The organism is Onishia taeanensis, assembly GCF_900100755.1.
Classification (GTDB): domain Bacteria; phylum Pseudomonadota; class Gammaproteobacteria; order Pseudomonadales; family Halomonadaceae; genus Onishia; species Onishia taeanensis.
Map to the genome: position 1 here is coordinate 91,488 of NZ_FNCI01000012.1, position 17,461 is coordinate 108,948.

Here is a 17,461-nt window from a genome sequence, read left to right on the forward strand (position 1 = left end):
CTTCCCCCAAAAAATGGACACGCCCCATCAACCGACTCCCTCGAACTCTAGCGGAGTCCGGTAACCAAGGCCACTGTGCAGCCGGCAGCTATTATAGAAGCCTTCAATATAGTGCTTGATGTGTTTCCGCAATTGTCTCAACGTCACGAAGCTGGTGGCGTGCAGCAACTCCCCCTTCAGCGTTTTGAAGAAGGACTCCACTTCGGCATTGTCGGTACACTGCCCCGGCCGGTTCATGCTGTGGCGTACCCGGTGCTGTTTCAGTAGTGCCTGGGTTTTGTGCGCCCGATATTCGATACCACGGTCCGTATGGAACAGCAGATCTGAAGCCGGTTGCCGGCTTGTAAAAGCCTCCCTCAGTGTCGCTCTGGCGAAGTCTGCGCTCAGGCTCTCTCCCAGCCGCCAACTGATGATCCGTCGTGAGAACAGGTCCAGAACGACCGCCAGGAACACGTATCTCTTGCCTAGTTTGATGTAGGTGACATCGCTGCTCCAATGCTGGTTAACGGCATCCGGCTTCTCGGCGTCGAGCCGGTAATTTGGCAGAGCCTTCAAGTCATCACGACGTTTCGTCATGCGGCGATAGACTCGCGCCACACGGGCTTTCATACCCCATTCCCGCATCAGTCTGGCCACCCGGTTCTCTCCCACAACCAGACCGTAACGGCGCAGGGTCTGATAAACCCTGGGGCTGCCATAACGACCCTTGCTGTCGTTGTAGACCTTACGGACTTTCGACAGTAACTCGGCATTCTCTGAGGCTCTCTGACTAGGCTTCCGGTTTGCCCAGGCATAGTAACCAGACCGCGAGATGTTCAGGTGGCGACACAGCGCTTTTACTCCGTGTTCCCCTCGGTGTTTCCAGACGAACCGGAACGCTTCCGTCGTTCCTCGGCCTGAAAACGTTGAAACTTTTTTAGGATGTCGTTTTCCTCCTGAAGCTCCGATATCCGGCGTTTCAGGCGAGTAACCTCATCCTGCTCCTGGATCTTCTGTTTGGCCTCAGCTGGGGCTTTCTTGACACGTTTCATGGCGAACTTTCCCTCTCGATATTCCTTCCGCCAGCGTGACAGCATGAAAGGGTGAATATCCAGTGCTTCGGCCACAGCTTTGACGCTCCGGTGGGCCTGGTGGCTCCATTCCACCGCCTTCACTTTGAACTCAGTGCTATAGCGCTGGGTCTTCTTCCCTGTGATCATCTTTGGCATCGTTTTTCTCCTTGTGCGGAGTTATCGATGCGTGTCCACTGAAGTGGGGGAACTCCACGTCCGTCTTCCGTGACTTGTTAGCTGGGCGATGGCCCAAAGAATGCTCTGGCCTTTTTGGCAAGGCCAGGAAGTTGGCCAAACTCAGACTTGAGCTGAGTTTGCACCCGCCATTCTTCAGCGCAACCCAAATGGTTCATCTCAAGGTCAAAGGTAATGTTCCCGCGCACGTTGCAACTGGCGTACAGCTTGAATTCACCCTCAATCGATTCCCAGCCTTCCAGTGTGTTCCAGGGTTTACTTTGCGACGCCATCCATTCGAATAGATCAGCGAGTCCATGGGCGTCGGTATAGGCCCATACCTCCCTTTGGCAATTAACAGTGCCCGACGAGAACGCCACCGAGAAGTTATCGCCATTTACGCCGAAAAAAAGCAATTCAGCTTCAGTTTCTGATGATTGAACTCGAAACTCTTGCATCCTTTCCCCAGCTAACGCCAAAGCGCATCGGCGCACTTTAGTGCGTCCGAGTGACGCGATTTGTTAGCAAATCTATTCCAAGTCAGACCAAGTTAGTTCATCACCGATGGTTAATCCGACATCTGAAAAATCAGCAGTTTCGTCAGTAATGAACTTCTTCGGAATTATTTTTCCTGATGCCTTGTTTATGAGCACCCACTTCTTTCCATACTCGTCTCGATTGACCTTCGTCGCCCCAAAAGCCATCGCATGCTTTAATAGTTCTTGCCATGACTCGTTGGGAGAAGAGGTTTCAATTGCACTATTAGAGGGAAATGATATCCGAACCCCCACTCGATTTCGCTTCTTTCGGTGAGAGGCTTCTTTCAAAAAGTCCAACTCGGAGTCCGCAATGGCCGAAGAAACATCTTTAAGCTCTGCCTTTAACTTAGAGATATCATTTTCGCTTTCCAGACCTTTTAACCTAGCCTCTACCTCCTCAAGCTTTTCAAAAAAACCCGATTCGTCTTGGCTGTTTTCAGCATTTGCATTATTGCTGCTGAGGATAAATCGCCTCATTGAATCTCCGTAGGCCCTGAGCTCAGGCATCGCGACTTGAGCAACAGATTTAGCATCGGATTTCACTTCGGTTAAGACGTCAATAGTTCGCTCAGATACTCGATCAGTCTCTCGCTTAATATGCAAAGTGATCCAAATAGCGATCACAGCCAGCACCAATGAGGCAATACTTCCGATTAGAGAAACTATCGAAATCCAGGTCTCCCAATTTTCCAAAATTGCACTCCTGTATTATTTGCTAACAGTGATTAGACTGCGCGCTCGTTTATTGACTTGAACGCGCGCGCTCGTTCAAGTCAATAAACGAGCGCGCCGCTCCCAGCCTAACCCATTGATCGTAAAGAATTCTAAGAATTTTTCGGCTACCTATGTAGAATTCGCGCGCCTGCGCGTTTTGCCAGATCCAATAATGCTGGGCATCCATGGTTCGAGGTGGCCGCATGCGCGCGCCTGCGCGTTTTGCCAGATCCAATAATGCTGGGCATCCATGGTTCGAGGTGGCCGCATGCGCGCGCAATGCATACCGATGCCTGCGATAGATCAGGTGGGGCGGTCATGCATCTGACGTGCCGCAGCTATTGCTCGTATGGTTTGTGGGTTGGCTAGAGCTGCAGGGGGCAGGCACGCTACCGCCCCTACTTGGGCATATCGTGATGGCGTCCTGCCATCCATGCAGTAGTCCTTTCCCTGGTGCGATGCTGTCGGTCATTGATGGGCTGTTACTGACCGTGAACAGTCAGCTTATTGATTGGTGGCGTTGGATGCAAAAGGCTGCGAGTAAAAAGCATCACTAGGTGCGATATGCGGACGCTCGTGTAGTTGTTAACTCGTATCAAATGAAAACACCCCGAAAGCTGGGGCTCAGCTTTCGGGGTGTGATTGAGGCCTTGCGGCTAGCAGGAGTTGTGCCTGTCGCCCAATAGGAAGCGGCGTTACAGGCCCAGTTCGTGGGTGGCTTCTTCGCGCATCTTGAACTTCTGGATCTTGCCGGTAACGGTCATCGGGAAGGCGTCGACGAATTTCACGTAGCGGGGAATCTTGAAGTGGGCGATCTTCCCCTGGCAGAAGTCTCTCAGGCCTTGTTCATCCAGCTCTTCGCCCTCGGTGAGCTTGACCCAGGCCATCACTTCTTCGCCGTACTTTTCATCGGGTACGCCGATCACCTGTACATCCGAGATAGCGGGGTGGGTGTAGAGGAAGTCTTCGATCTCGCGGGGATAGATGTTCTCGCCGCCGCGGATGATCATGTCCTTGATGCGCCCGACAATGGCCACGTAGCCATCTTCGTCCATGGTGGCGAGGTCGCCGGTGTGCATCCAGCGGCTGGCATCGATGGATTTGGCGGTAGCTTCGGGGTTGTCCCAGTAGCCGAGCATCACGCTATAGCCGCGGGTACAAAGTTCGCCGCGCTCGCCTCTGGGCACCACGGCACCGTTGGCCGGGTCGACCAGCTTGACCTCCAGGTGGGGGTGAATGGTGCCCACGGTGGTCACGCGCTTCTCTAGCGGGGCATCGGTAAGGGTCTGGAAGCTGACCGGGCTGGTCTCGGTCATGCCATAGCAGATGGTTACGCCTTCCATGTGCATCTTGTCGATCACCTGGCGCATCACTTCGATGGGGCAGATGGAGCCGGCCATGATGCCGGTGCGCAGCGTGGAAAGGTCGAACTCGGCAAAGCGCGGGTGCTCCAGTTCGGCGATAAACATGGTCGGTACGCCGAAGAGGGCGGTGGCGCGCTCGTTTTCCACGGCGGTGAGTGTTGCTTCGGCGTCGAAGCCGTCGCCGGGGTAGATCATGGTCGCGCCGTGCGTCATGCAGCCCAGGTTGCCCATCACCATGCCGAAGCAGTGATAGAGCGGCACCGGAATCACCAGCCGGTCGCGCTCCGAGAAGCCCATGGCGCGGGCGACGAAGAAGCCGTTATTGAGAATGTTGTGATGAGAAAGCGTCGCCCCCTTGGGCGCGCCGGTGGTGCCGGAGGTGTACTGAATATTGATCGGTTCATCGAACTGCAGTGCCCCCTGAACCTCGGCGAGCCGAGCCGGGCTGACCGTTTCGGCGCCTTCCAGTAGGCCTTGCCAGGTGAGCATGCCGGGCAGGGCATCGGCGCTATCGAGACAGACCACTCGCTTGAGCGCCGGCAGGTGAGGGCAGTTCAGGCCGCCTTCTTGCGCCTCGGCGAGCTCCGGGGCCAGCTCGGCGATCATCTGCACGTAGTTCGAGGCCTTGAAGCGCCCCTGCAGAATCAGGGTCGCGGTGGCGGACTGTGTGAGGGCATATTCCAGTTCGTGAGTGCGATAGCTCGGGTTCAGGTTGACTAGAATCGCGCCGATCTTGGCGGTGGCGAACTGGGTGATGGTCCATTCGGCCCGGTTGGGCGCCCAGATACCGACGCGCTCACCCTGGACAACACCGGCGGCGAGCAGGGCACGGGCGGCCTTGTCGACTTCGGCCTGCAGTTCCCGCCAGCTATAGCGCAGCCCCTGGTGCAGGCTTAGCAGGGCATCGCGGTCGGGCACCCGCGCGACGGTAGCATCGAAACAGTCGCCAATGGTCTGGCCCTTGAGGGGCGTGTCGCTGGTGCCACTGACATAGCTTGCTACAGGCGGGGTGGTGGGCGAATCCGGGGTGAGGCGTTGGCGTGTCATGCTGGCTCCTATGGTTATTGTGCTTTTAGAACCGGAGCGCTGCGCCCGCCACGGGGCGCGTTTTGCTGGTATGCCAGGCCTAGGCTTGGCTCAAGGTTCCAGCCGCTCCAGCACCGCTCGGCAGCGGGTCTCGACGTCATCGAGCTCGTGCTGCATCAGGCGGATATCCTCGAGGCGCTGCTCCATATCGGCCCGTTTCTCGGCGAGAATTTCGAGCATGCGATGAAGCTGGCGGGTGTTGCCGCCGGGCATGGCATCGTAGAGCTCGACGACCTCGCGAATCTCGGCGAGCGTGAAGCCAAGCCGCTTGCCGCGCAGCGTCAGCTTCAGGCGCACCCGGTCCTTGTCGTGATAGATGCGTCGTTGCCCCTGGCGCTCAGGCGACAGCAATCCCTCCTGCTCATAGAAGCGGATGGTGCGGGGCGTTACCTCGAACATCTCGGCCAGCTCACCGATCGCGAAGGTTCGCTTGCGCTTCACGGTTCCCGCGGCGCCATTGGCCGGGGTTGCCTGTGACTCGGTCTGGCTGGGTTTGGACATAGTGGCGTTCCTTGGCGTTAGCGATGCTGTTGCGATGCATGGGTCGGTGCCGGAATGATCGCATGAACGCCGTGGCGCTTCGACTCTCCCAGATTAGTTATGCTTGACGTTAACGTAAAGGGAATATATTGCTGTTGGCCTTAGACCAAGGGGTGGCTTGCGCCCGACCAAGCAAATGCTAGGTTGGTGGCATTGCCCGGCGAGGCCGCGGCCCCCCGCCATTCTTGCTGTCATTCTTGCCAAGGAAAGCGTTATGGCCGGGCCGATGTAAGTACCGACTGCCTTTAAGGCGCCTGACGTTAACGCCCAGTGCTTAACGCCTTGCTGCCTCAGGCGTGTCGATAGGTCTGCCGGCCGGTGACGTCAGAGGAGATCAACATGGATTTTGCACTCACCGAGGACCAGTACGCCTTGCAGCAGGCGGCGGCGGATTTCTGCCGCGCCGAGCTTGCCGACCATGCCGCCGACTGGGATGCCCGGTCGCACTTCCCGGTGGATGTCATCAAGCGTGCCGGTGAAGCCGGCTTTCTTGGCATCTACATCGATGAGGAGCGGGGCGGGCTGGGGCTCTCGCGGCTCGAGGCCTCGCTGATCTTCGAGCAGCTCGCCCAGGGCTGCATCTCGACCACCGCCTACCTGACCATTCACAACATGGCCAGTTGGATGATTGCCAACTGGGGCAGCGAGGCGCTGCGCGAGACCTGGCTTGAACGGCTGATCAGCGGCGAGCTGCTGGCCTCCTACTGCCTGACCGAGCCGGGTGCCGGTTCTGATGCAGCCAACCTGCGCAGTAAGGCGGTACGCGAAGGCGACGAGTACCGGATCAGCGGCTCGAAGATGTTCATTTCTGGGGCCGGGGCCACCGATGTGCTGGTGGTCATGGCCCGCACCGGCGCACCTGATTCCGGTGCTGGGGGTATTTCTGCGTTCCTGGTGCCCGCCGACACTGCGGGTATCGAATACGGCAAGAACGAAGAGAAGATGGGTTGGAAGAGCCAACCAACGCGGCTGGTCAGCTTCGATGACGTGCGCGTGCCGGTCGGCAATCGTCTCGGCGAAGAAGGCGAGGGCTTCCGCCTGGCCATGAAGGGCCTCGACGGTGGGCGGCTCAATATCGCCAGTTGCTCGCTGGGGGCTGCCCAGCACGCGCTGACGCTGTCCCGCGACTACTTGGGCCAGCGCAAGCAGTTCGGCCGCGAGCTATCGAGCTTTCAGGCTCTGCAGTTCAAGCTTTCCGACATGGCAAGTGATTTGATGGCATCGCGGCTGATGGTGCGCCATGCGGCCTGGCGTCTCGACCAGGGCGACCCGGAAGCGACGGCTCACTGCGCCATGGCCAAGCGGGTCGCCACCGACATGGGCTTCAACGTCTGCAACGAGGCCCTGCAACTGCACGGCGGCTATGGCTATATCAAGGAATACCCGCTGGAGCGACTGGTGCGTGACACCCGCGTACACCAGATTCTCGAGGGCACCAACGAGATCATGCGCGTGATCAGCGCCCGGCGCCTGCTCGCCGATGGTGTGATCGAGTCGCTGCAGTGAGGCCTCGCCTGGTGGCTGAGCTATCCATCCCCCACCGTCTCTGAGACACGATGACCGACAAGGAGTCCGACCGATGACCGATGCACCCGTGCTGTTCGAGGAGCGCCCCACTGGCGAAGGGCAGCTTATCGGGGTGGCGACCCTCAATGCCCCAAGGGCGCTGAATGCCCTGTCGCTGGCCATGATCGAACAGCTCTCAGCCCGCCTGAGCCAGTGGGCAGAAGACGAGCGGGTCGTCGCCGTCTGGCTGGAGGGCGCCGGCGAGAAGGCATTCTGTGCCGGCGGTGACATCGTCGCGCTGTACAAGGCGATTCAATCTGGGGAGGGCGGCGCCTTTGCTGAGACCTACTTCACCGCTGAATATGCCCTCGATTACCAGATCCACTGCTATGAGAAGCCGCTGCTGGTGTGGGGCGACGGCATCGTGATGGGCGGCGGCATGGGGCTGATGGCCGGTGCCGGTTATCGGCTGGTCGCCGAGACCTCTCTGCTGGCGATGCCGGAGATCAGCATCGGCCTGTATCCGGACATCGGTGCCAGTTGGTTCCTCAACCGTATGCCGCCGGGCATCGGCGCCTACCTGGGCCTGACCGGCGCTCAACTCAATGCGCGGGATGCCCTGGACCTGGGCCTGGCCGACCGCTTCGTGCCTCGGGCGAGCCGGGAGGCCCTGTTCGAGGCGCTGCTAGCCGCCGACTTCGGCAACGCCGATGGCGCACAGGCACTGCAAGCCGTGGTGGGCCGTGTGCTCGACCGCTTCGAGGATCGGGGCCAGGCACCCGTCGCCCAGCTCTGGCCGCATCGCGATCACTTGCAATACCTCACCGCCTGCGCATCGGCCTCGGATGCCGCCGCGCGCATTCTCGACCATGGCGATCAGGATGACTGGCTCGCTGCCAATCGGGCGCGGCTCGCCGCTGGCTGTCCGCTAAGTGCCCAGTTGGTCTGGCAGATGACCCGGCGTCATTCCCACACCAGCCTTGCCGAGGCCTTCCGGGAAGAGCTCAACCTCTCGGTGCAGTGCTGTGTGAAAGGCGATCTCTCCGAGGGCGTGAGAGCGCTGCTGATCGACAAGGACAAGAATCCTCGCTGGTCGCATGAAAGCGTCGGTGCGGTGCCCCAGGCCGATATCGAGGCCCTGCTAAGCCCGCTTTGGGGGCCAGAAACGCATCCGCTGCGCGAGTTGTAACGCGATCGAGCAGAGGCGCAGAGTCGCGCCATAACAACACACTACTAACAGCGCCTAACCAACAGCGGTCCTACAACAAATCAACAAGGAGCCACGCCATGCGTATCGCCTTTATCGGTCTTGGCAATATGGGAGGCCCCATGGCCACCAACCTCGTCAAGGCTGGCCATGATGTCTGCGTCTTCGATCTCTCGGAGCAGGCCATGCAAACCCTCGAGGACGCCGGCGCCAGCCGGGCCGCAAGCGCCGAGGCGGTCACCCAGGAGGCCGAGGTGGTGGTCTCGATGCTGCCAGCCGGCGCCCATGTGAAGGGGCTTTATCTTGGCAAAGACGGTGCCCCGGGGCTGCTCGACACCCTCTCCGGCAACCCGCTGATCATCGATGCCTCGACCATCGCCCCGGATGATTCCCGCACCGTGGGGGCCGCCGCCGCCGAGCGCGGTTTTGCCTTCGTGGATGCCCCGGTATCGGGCGGGGTAGGCGGTGCCGTCGCCGGCACCCTGTCGTTCATCGTCGGTGGCAGCGACGAAGGCTTCGAGCGGGCCAAGCCGGTTCTCGAGGCCATGGGCAAGAACATCTTCCATGCGGGCGAAACCGGGGCCGGTCAGGTAGCCAAGATCTGCAACAACATGCTGCTGGGTATTCTGATGAGCGGCACCGCAGAGGCCCTGGCGCTAGGCGTCGAGAACGGCCTCGACCCGGCGGTGCTCTCCGAGGTAATGAAGCAGAGCAGCGGCGGTAACTGGGCGCTCAACGGCTACAACCCCTGGCCTGGGGTGATGGAGAAGGCGCCGGCCTCCAACGGTTACCAGGGCGGCTTTCATACCGACCTGATGGCCAAGGATCTGGGCCTTGCCTGGGAGCTGGCGCTGGGCTCGAAGTCGACGGTGCCTATGGGGTCTCAGGCGCGCAACCTCTTTGCCCTACATGCGGCCAACGGCAACGGCGGGCTCGATTTTTCGAGCATTCAGCGTCTTTATCGCCGCGACGAGGACTAATACGCAGCGAGCAATAGAATAGACAGCAAGATAGCTAGGCAGAGAAATAGCCAGAGAGGGCCGGCGACGTCAGACGTTGCCGGCCCTTGCTTACGTTGGGGCCTTGGCCTGAGTGGGGCACAATGACGTCCCTTTTCGACCGAGGTTGCCATGTCGTCGACACCTTCTCCCGATTCACCCGCCCGGCGGGGCTCGATGCTCGAGGCGCCCATTGGCCGCACCCTGGTGCGCAAGACGCTGCCGGTGATCGGCGGCATGCTGGCGATGATGACCTTCAACCTGGTGGATGCCTGGTATATCGCCAAGCTCGGTACCGTGCCGCTGGCGGCGGTGTCCTTTACCTTTCCGGTGGTCTTCGCGGTAATCAGCCTGGCGATCGGACTCGGCATCGGCACCTCGGCGGTGGTGGGGCGCTTGCTCGGCCAGGGGCGTCACGACCTCGTGGCGCGACGTGCCACGGATGCGGTGTTTTTGTCGTTGCTCGTCGGGGCGCTGGTGACTCTTGCCGGGCTGCCCAGCATCGAGGCGCTATTCTCGCTGTTGGGGGCCGATGCGACCCTGATGCCCTATCTCGACGCTTACATGGGCGTGTGGTACTGGGGCGCGGCCCTGGTGATCGCACCACGCATCATCAACAGCGTGCTGCGTGCTCACGGCAACACCCTGGCGGCGGGGCTGTCGATGGGGGCTGCGGCGGTTCTCAATCTGGTGCTCGACCCCTTGCTGATCTTCGGTGTCGGCCCCGTGCCAGCGATGGGGGTGGCCGGGGCGGCACTGGCCACGGTGCTGAGCTGGGGGCTGATGACCCTGGGGCTGATTTGCCAGCCGCGACTGCGCGGCCTGATCGCCCTGCGAGGGCTTAGTTTAAGTGCGCTTGCAGAGTCCTGGCAGGCACTCGGGCGCATTGCGCTGCCGGCGGCGGTCACCAGCCTGTTCACCCCGGTGGCCATGGCGCTGGTGACCCGTATCGTTGCTGACCATGGTCACGCGGCGGTGGCGGCTTTCGGGGTCGGCTCGCGGCTGGATGCGATTGCCCAGATCGTGGTGCTGGCGCTTTCCATGACGCTGTCGCCGCTAGTCAGCCAGAACCTGGGGGCCGGCCAGCTCGCACGGGTACGCCGTGCCATCGGCGGCTGCCTGGGCTTCGTGCTGGTTTGGCAACTGGCGATCTGGGCCGGGCTGCAGGGCCTAGCGCCCTGGTTGACCGCGCGCTATGCCGAGGGGCCGGAGGTAGGCCAGGTGCTACGGGCCTTTATCTGGCTGGTGCCGCTGGGGCTTGGCGCCCAGGGCGTGGTGATTCTCTCGGTGTCGTCGCTCAATGCCCTGCATCGGCCCCGGGATGCTATGGCGCTTTCCGTGGTGCGCCTCTTCGTGTTGTTCGTGCCCTTGGCCTGGCTGGGTAGCCGGCTGGCGGGGCCGCAGGGCATCTTCACCGGCATGTTGACGGCCAATCTGATCATGGCGGGCATTGCCTGGTGGCGGCTGAGAGCGGTGCTGGCCCACCAGCGTCAGTCGCAGGGCTGAAAGGAGTCTCAGGCCTAGCGCCAGTAAACGGCCGCGACCAAGGTCGGCTTGGCAGAGTGGGGCTTTTGATCTACATTATATTTAAATGTCGATATTATTTAGGAGCCCGCCATGAGCCAGATCACGCCGATTACCTGGGATGACCCCTTGCGCCTCATCGACCAGCTCGATGAGGACGAGCGCATGGTTCAGCGCACCGCCCACGACTACTGCCAGGACAAGCTGCTACCGCGAGTGCTCGAGGCCAACCGTCATGAGCATTTCGATCGCGAGATCATGAACGAGATGGGGGAGCTTGGCTTGCTCGGGGCGACGCTCGACGGCTACGGCGGGTCTGGTCTCAACTATGTGAGCTATGGCCTGATCGCCCGGGAAGTCGAGCGGGTCGATTCCGGCTATCGCTCGGCGATGAGCGTGCAGTCGAGCCTGGTCATGTACCCGATCCATGCCTTCGGCAGCGAGGCGCAGCGTGAGAAATACCTGCCCAAGCTGGCCAGCGGCGAGTGGGTCGGCTGCTTCGGTCTTACCGAGCCGGACCATGGCTCCGATCCGGGCGGCATGAGCACCCGGGCGGTGCGCACCGAAAACGGCTGGCGCCTCAACGGCAGCAAGACCTGGATCACCAATTCGCCAATCGCCGATGTCTTCGTCGTCTGGGCCAAGGACGAAGAGGGCATTCTGCGTGGCTTTATCCTCGAGAAGGGCATGCCTGGCCTGACCGCCCCCAAGATTGAGGGTAAGTTCAGCCTGCGGGCCTCGATCACTGGCCAGATCATGATGAGCGACGTCGAGGTCGGCGAAGAGGCATGCCTGCCCAACGTTACCGGCCTGAAGGGGCCGTTCTCGTGCCTCAACCGCGCTCGCTATGGCATCGCCTGGGGCGCCATGGGCGCCGCCGAGGCCTGCTGGCATGCCGGTCGCCAATACACTCTGGATCGCAAGCAGTTCGGTCGTCCGCTAGCCGCCAATCAGCTGATCCAGAAGAAGCTCGCCGATATGCAGACTGACATTGCCCTTGGCCTGCAGGCGGCGCTGCGGGTCGGGCGGATGATCGATGGCGGCCAGTTGGTGCCCGAGGCCATTTCGCTGATCAAGCGCAATAACGCCGGCAAGGCGTTGGATATTGCCCGCGTTGCCCGGGACATGCATGGCGGCAATGGCATCAGCGACGAGTATCACGTCATCCGCCACGTGATGAACCTCGAGGCGGTCAATACCTACGAGGGCACCCACGATATTCACGCCTTGATTCTTGGCCGTGCCCAGACCGGTATCCAGGCGTTTTCCGGCTAACGACTGACACCAGAAAAGATCAGCCCGAACGAGCAAGGAGCTCAAGATGAGCGGACCCCTGGAAGGCCGCGTGGTGCTGGATATGTCGCGGGTGCTGGCCGGCCCATGGGCCGGGCAGTTGTTGGCCGACCTAGGCGCCCGGGTGATCAAGATCGAGCACCCCAGCCGCGGCGACGATACCCGCGCCTGGGGGCCACCCTGGCTCGAGGACGTCGCCGGCGACCCGGTCGAAGCGGCCTATTATCTATGCGCCAACCGCGGCAAGCAGTCGTTGGCCGTGGACATCTCAAGGCCCGAAGGCCAAGCGCTGATTCGCGCCTTGGCGGCCCGCGCCGATATTCTGATTGAGAACTTCAAGGTCGGCGGACTTGCCCGTTATGGCCTCGACCATCAGACCCTCAAGGCCGAAAATCCCGGGCTGATCGGCTGTTCGATCACCGGTTTCGGCCAAGACGGCCCCTATGCCGGGCGACCCGGCTACGACTTCATGATTCAGGCCATGGGCGGGCTGATGAGCCTCAGCGGCGAGCCGGACGGCATGCCGATGAAGACCGGCGTGGCGATCACCGACGTGATGACCGGGCTCTATGCCACGGTCGGGGTGCTGGCCGCATTGGACGAGCGCTCTCGCACCGGTCGCGGGCGCTACATCGATGTGGCGCTACTCGACGTGCAACTGGCTACCCTGGCCAATCAGGCGCTGAACACGCTGGTCAGCGGTCATGCCCCCGAGCGGCACGGCAACGCCCATCCCAATATCGTGCCCTATCAGGCCTTTGCCTGCGCCGACGGCTACCTGGTGCTGACGGTGGGCAACGACGGCCAGTTCGCGCGGCTCGCCGCACTGCTGGATTACCCCGAATGGGCAGAAGATCCGGCTTACGCCACCAATGCCGCCCGGGTTGCCCATCGCCAGCCACTGGTCGAGAAGATCGCCGAGTGCCTGGCCAAGCGGTCACGAGATGCTTGGCTGGCGGCATTCGAGGCCCACGGCATTCCAGCGGGGCCGATCCATAGCGTGGCCGAGGCCCTAGAGGATGCTCAGGTGCGTCATCGCGGCCTGGTCAGAACCCTTGAGCGGGCCGGTCAGGACGTGCCGCAGGTGGCCAACCCGCTGCGCTTCGATGGGGTCTCCTGCACCAGCGATGTAGCACCGCCGGCGCTGGGAGCCGACAGCGACGCGGTGCTCACCGAGATGGGACTGTCGGCCGACGACATCGCCAAGCTGCGCGACCTGGGCGTAGTGCGTTAAGTGTCGCGCTGAGCCTGGGGACTTTTTTTATGACTGTGCCTTTGTCTATGTCTGCGCTGGGCCGGCTTAGCGCGGACTGAAGCGGCGGTGTAGCCCGGCCTCGGCGATCATGCGGGTGGAGATCTCCTCGATCGAGAAGCGCGTGGTATCGATGTAGGGGATATGCATCTGGCGATATAGCGCTTCGGCCTGGGCGACTTCCTGCATGCACTGATCCATCGAGCAGTAGCGGCTGTTGGGTCGGCGCTCGCTGCGAATCGCCGCCAGGCGTGGGGCGGCGATGGTCAGGCCGAACAGCTTGTTACGGTAAGGCGCCAGGGCGCGGGGCAGCTTGAGGGTGCCGTCCTCGTCGTAGTCGTCTTCCGTCAGCGGATAGTTGGCGGCGCGGATACCGAACTGCAGCGCCAGGTACAGCGAGGTCGGCGTCTTGCCGCAGCGCGAGACACCGACCAGAATGACGTCCGCCTTGTCGTACTGGTTGAGCCGCGCGCCGTCGTCGTTGTCCAGCGCGAAATGCACCGAGTCGATGCGGTTCATGTAGACATCGTCCTGGCCGATGGAGTGAGTGCGCCCCACGGTATAGGTGGAGTGGGTGGCAAGCTCTTCTTCCAGTGGCTTCAAGAAGGTCGAGAAGATGTCTACCTTGAAGCCGGGCGCCGTGGACACGATACGCCGCACGTTCTCGTCGACGATGGTGTCGATGATGATCGGCTGCTCGCCGTCTCGGGCGGCGGTGGCATGGATGCTGTTCACCAGCGCCTGCGCTTTCTCGGCGTCATCGATGTAGGGCTTGGTGATCATGCGAATCTCGACGCTCTCGAACTGCGCCAGCAGGCTGCGGCCCAGGGTTTCGGCGGTGATGCCGGTGCCATCGGAGATGAAAAAGGCGGTACGTGGCATGGGGGAACCTTTGGTTCTTGTCGTGGCGACTGGCCGGTCATGATTAATTAGCGGCGACGATTAGATTAAGTAGTGGCGCTAGAGTCGCTCGATTGTCTCGGTTGATGCCCGCCGCGGCAAGCGCCAAGCGGCCTGGTGGCAGTCTCGGCCGGCGGATTGCCGGTGACGCTGAGCCGGCGGACTACAAGAATCTGGTCAAAAGCGGCTGTGTTGTAAAAATCCTCCAGTGACTTCGCTATTAGACCAATGGCGAACATCCCCGCCGCTTGATAGGGTGCTTAGCATTCAGCAATGGCGGCCGTTGATCGCGAGGCGGCGATCGTTGCCAGTGAGTGTCACCAGTCGACTAGGGGGTCGCGTGAAAGAGTCCGTGAATCAGTACATTGAGTGGTTCGACCAGCTCGGTATGAATGACGTCGAGCGCGTAGGTGGCAAGAACGCTTCGCTCGGCGAGATGATCTCCAACCTGGCCAACGCTGGCGTCAGCGTGCCTGGCGGCTTTGCTACCACCGCTCATGCCTATCGCGAATTCCTCGCCCACGACAACCTCAACGAACGCATCAACCAGGCGCTGACGCGACTCGATGTCGATGACGTCGAAGCCCTGGCCAAGACCGGCGCCGAGATCCGCCAGTGGGTGATCGACACTCCGCTGCCCCCGGCCTTCGAAGCGGCGCTGGGTGAAGCCTACGATGCCATGGTCGCCCGCCACCCCAATCTCAAGGTCGCGGTGAGAAGCTCTGCCACCGCCGAAGACCTGCCGGATGCCTCCTTCGCCGGCCAGCAGGAAACCTTCCTCAATATCGAAGGCTTCGACAACATCAAGCGCGCGGTGCACGAGGTGTTTGCCTCGCTGTTCAACGACCGGGCGATCTCCTACCGGGTACACCGGGGCTATGCCCACGAAAACGTCGCGCTGTCGGCCGGCATCCAGAAGATGGTGCGTTCCGAGACTGGCGCCTCCGGCGTGATGTTCACCCTCGACACCGAATCGGGCTTCCGCGACGCCGTTTTCGTCACGGCCTCCTGGGGTCTCGGCGAGACGGTGGTGCAGGGCGCGGTCAACCCCGATGAGTTCTATGTCCACAAGCCGACCCTGGACGCCGGTCGTCCGGCGGTGCTGCGTCGCAACCTGGGCTCCAAGCTGATCAAGATGATCTACACCGGCGATGCCAGCGCCGGCAAGTCGGTGGAAACCGTGGATGTTCCGCTCTCCGATCGCGGTCGCTTCTGCGTCAACGATGAGCAGGTCATGGAGCTGGCGCGCCAGGCCATGATCATCGAGCGCCACTACCAGCGTCCGATGGACATCGAGTGGGCCCTGGACGGCGACGACGGCAAGGTCTACATCGTTCAGGCCCGCCCGGAGACGGTGGTGTCCCAGGTCGAAGGCGGCAAGCTCGAGCGTTTCCACCTGCGTGAGAAGGGGCGCAACCTGATCACCGGCCGTGCCATCGGCCAGCGCATCGGCAGCGGCGAGGTCAAGGTGATCATGACCCCCGACGAGATGGGCAAGATCAACGAGGGCGACGTGTTGGTCACCGACATGACCGACCCGGACTGGGAGCCGATCATGAAGCGCGCCTCGGCGGTGGTCACCAACCGTGGCGGGCGTACCTGCCACGCGGCGATCATCGCGCGCGAGCTGGGCATTCCGGCGGTGGTCGGCTCTGGCGACGCTACCAGCGTGTTGCGCGACGGTCAGGAGGTCACGGTCTCCTGCTCCGAGGGCGATACCGGTCATGTCTACGAGGGGCTGCTGGACTTCGAGTGCAAGACCACCAGCGTCGACAGCATGCCCGAGCTGCCCTTCAAGATCATGATGAACGTCGGCAACCCGGACCGTGCCTTCAACTTTTCGAGCCTGCCCAATGCCGGCGTCGGCCTGGCGCGGCTCGAGTTCATCATCAACCGCATGATCGGCGTGCACCCCAAGGCGCTGCTCGACTTCGACACCCTGCCGGTCGAGCTTCAGCAGACCATCGAGCAGCGCACCGCGGGCTATGACGATCCGGTGAGCTTCTACGTCGACAAGCTGGTCGAGGGGATTTCCACCCTGGCCGCGGCGTTCTACCCGCAGAAGGTCATCGTGCGGCTGTCGGACTTCAAGTCCAACGAGTACGAGAACCTGATCGGCGGCAAGAACTATGAGCCGGGAGAAGAGAACCCCATGCTCGGCTTCCGGGGTGCTTCCCGTTACCTGTCGGAATCCTTCCGGCCGTGTTTCGATCTTGAGTGCCAGGCCCTCAAGCGGGTACGCGATGTGATGGGCTTCGACAACATTCAGGTCATGGTGCCTTTCGTGCGCACCACCGAAGAGGCGCGTGGTGTCGTCGATCTGCTGGCCGAGAATGGTCTCAAGCGCGGCGAGAACGGCCTCAAGGTGATCATGATGTGCGAGCTGCCGGCCAACGCGCTGCTCGCCGATGAATTCCTCGAGCACTTCGACGGCTTCTCGATCGGCTCCAACGACCTCACCCAGCTGACCCTGGGGCTGGACCGGGATTCCGGGGTGATTGCCCATCTGTTCGATGAGCGCAACCCGGCGGTGCTCAAGCTGCTCTCGATGGCCATCCAGGCCTGCAAGGCGCAGGGCAAGTACGTCGGCATCTGCGGCCAGGGGCCCTCGGATCATCCGGATCTCGCCAAGTGGCTGATGGAGCAGGGCATCGACACGGTGTCGCTGAACCCGGATGCGGTGCTCGAGACCTGGTTCATGCTGGCCGGCGAAACCATCGGCTAAGTCGCCACTCATTGCCGTACGATCCAAACCCCGCCCTTCTAGAGGCTGTGTGATAACCCGTCACCAGCCTCGGGGCGGCGCTCCAGAAGACTGCCTCGGCTTTGCCGGGGCAGTCTTCATTTCAGTGCCAGTTTTGGAAATGGCGACAGAGGACGAGGCCGGACTCAACAGAGCCTGGCCAACGCCCCCTTCACCCCAAGGATATTGATCACCCGCATCAGGTTATAACAGAGCACACCCAGGCTATATTCACTGGCGGCGGAAGCGAGCCCCCAGCAGGTCAGCCGCCCCTTGTTGAGCAGGCGCTTCAAGGTAGCGAAGGTGGGCTCGACGGTTGCCATGCGCCGAACCATGCGTTCAGGCGTGGCCTGCCACTGCGCCTGCTCCAGGGCTTCCTCATGGAAGTGTCGGGTTACCCAGCGTCGGTCCGACGTCGTGCATTGCCCCTGCAAGGGGCACTGACTGCAGCCGGTACGGACATATAAATGTCTCTTCTGGTGGGTGTTACGTATCTTGTGGTGGAGTAACTGACCCGCCGGGCAGCGGTAGGCATCGGCATCTGGCAGGTAGGTGAAGTCGCTTTTCTG

14 protein-coding genes are annotated in these 17,461 nt (G+C 61.6%); 7 read left to right on the top strand and 7 right to left on the bottom strand.

Annotated features, from left to right (window positions below; translation table 11 throughout):
- Positions 1 to 27 precede the first annotated feature (27 nt).
- From BLR71_RS13735 to BLR71_RS13755, 5 genes are all read right to left on the bottom strand, one after another.
- Positions 28 to 1,208 (bottom strand): IS3 family transposase gene (locus BLR71_RS13735; protein WP_092527511.1). Its coding sequence is split into 2 segments (ribosomal slippage): positions 28 to 909 and positions 912 to 1,208, totalling 1,179 coding nucleotides; the frame shifts between segments, so codons are not numbered across the junction.
- Between the two features lie 77 nt (positions 1,209 to 1,285).
- Positions 1,286 to 1,684: a DUF6228 family protein gene (locus BLR71_RS13740; RefSeq protein ID WP_092527514.1), complete on the bottom strand. Its 399-nt coding sequence runs from the start codon at positions 1,682 to 1,684 to the stop codon at positions 1,286 to 1,288.
- A 72-nt stretch (positions 1,685 to 1,756) separates the two neighbouring features.
- Entirely contained in the window at positions 1,757 to 2,458 is a 702-nt protein-coding gene (locus BLR71_RS13745) for a hypothetical protein (RefSeq protein WP_092527517.1), read from the bottom strand.
- Positions 2,459 to 3,174: 716 nt separating this feature from the next.
- Positions 3,175 to 4,890: an AMP-binding protein gene (locus BLR71_RS13750; protein WP_092527520.1), complete on the bottom strand. Its 1,716-nt coding sequence runs from the start codon at positions 4,888 to 4,890 to the stop codon at positions 3,175 to 3,177.
- A 90-nt stretch (positions 4,891 to 4,980) separates the two neighbouring features.
- Positions 4,981 to 5,430, bottom strand: a complete 450-nt coding sequence (locus BLR71_RS13755; RefSeq protein ID WP_092527523.1) for a MerR family transcriptional regulator — start codon at positions 5,428 to 5,430, stop codon at positions 4,981 to 4,983.
- A 378-nt stretch (positions 5,431 to 5,808) separates the two neighbouring features.
- Here BLR71_RS13755 and BLR71_RS13760 point away from each other — a divergent pair, with 378 nt between their 5' ends.
- From BLR71_RS13760 to BLR71_RS13785, 6 genes are all read left to right on the top strand, one after another.
- Entirely contained in the window at positions 5,809 to 6,975 is a 1,167-nt protein-coding gene (locus BLR71_RS13760) for an acyl-CoA dehydrogenase family protein (RefSeq protein WP_092527526.1), read from the top strand.
- Positions 6,976 to 7,048: 73 nt separating this feature from the next.
- Positions 7,049 to 8,164 carry an enoyl-CoA hydratase/isomerase family protein gene (locus BLR71_RS13765; protein WP_092527529.1) on the top strand — a complete coding sequence of 372 codons (1,116 nt, stop codon included), beginning with the start codon at positions 7,049 to 7,051 and terminating at the stop codon, positions 8,162 to 8,164.
- Positions 8,128 to 9,162, top strand: coding sequence for a 3-hydroxyisobutyrate dehydrogenase (gene mmsB, locus BLR71_RS13770; RefSeq protein ID WP_281241776.1), 1,035 nt, complete (start codon positions 8,128 to 8,130; stop codon positions 9,160 to 9,162). Before BLR71_RS13765 ends, mmsB begins: the two co-directional genes overlap by 37 nt.
- A 150-nt stretch (positions 9,163 to 9,312) precedes the next feature.
- Complete coding sequence (locus BLR71_RS13775; protein WP_092527535.1) at positions 9,313 to 10,686, top strand: MATE family efflux transporter; 1,374 nt, start codon at positions 9,313 to 9,315, stop codon at positions 10,684 to 10,686.
- Between the two features lie 111 nt (positions 10,687 to 10,797).
- Positions 10,798 to 11,979 carry an acyl-CoA dehydrogenase gene (locus BLR71_RS13780; protein ID WP_092527538.1) on the top strand — a complete coding sequence of 394 codons (1,182 nt, stop codon included), beginning with the start codon at positions 10,798 to 10,800 and terminating at the stop codon, positions 11,977 to 11,979.
- 46 nt (positions 11,980 to 12,025) lie between these two features.
- Positions 12,026 to 13,231 carry a CaiB/BaiF CoA transferase family protein gene (locus tag BLR71_RS13785; protein ID WP_092527541.1) on the top strand — a complete coding sequence of 402 codons (1,206 nt, stop codon included), beginning with the start codon at positions 12,026 to 12,028 and terminating at the stop codon, positions 13,229 to 13,231.
- Between the two features lie 66 nt (positions 13,232 to 13,297).
- Here BLR71_RS13785 and ppsR read toward each other — a convergent pair whose 3' ends face one another.
- Complete coding sequence (gene ppsR / locus BLR71_RS13790) at positions 13,298 to 14,131, bottom strand: posphoenolpyruvate synthetase regulatory kinase/phosphorylase PpsR (protein WP_092527544.1); 834 nt, start codon at positions 14,129 to 14,131, stop codon at positions 13,298 to 13,300.
- Between the two features lie 370 nt (positions 14,132 to 14,501).
- Between ppsR and ppsA the strand changes: the two genes are divergently transcribed.
- On the top strand, positions 14,502 to 16,874 hold the full coding sequence (gene ppsA / locus BLR71_RS13795; protein WP_092527547.1) for a phosphoenolpyruvate synthase: 2,373 nt from the start codon (positions 14,502 to 14,504) through the stop codon (positions 16,872 to 16,874).
- A 164-nt stretch (positions 16,875 to 17,038) separates the two neighbouring features.
- On the opposite strand, the gene BLR71_RS13800 is transcribed toward ppsA, so the two are convergent.
- Positions 17,039 to 17,461, bottom strand: a 423-nt coding sequence (locus tag BLR71_RS13800) for a transposase (protein ID WP_175491686.1), incomplete at its 5' end; no start/stop codon positions are given.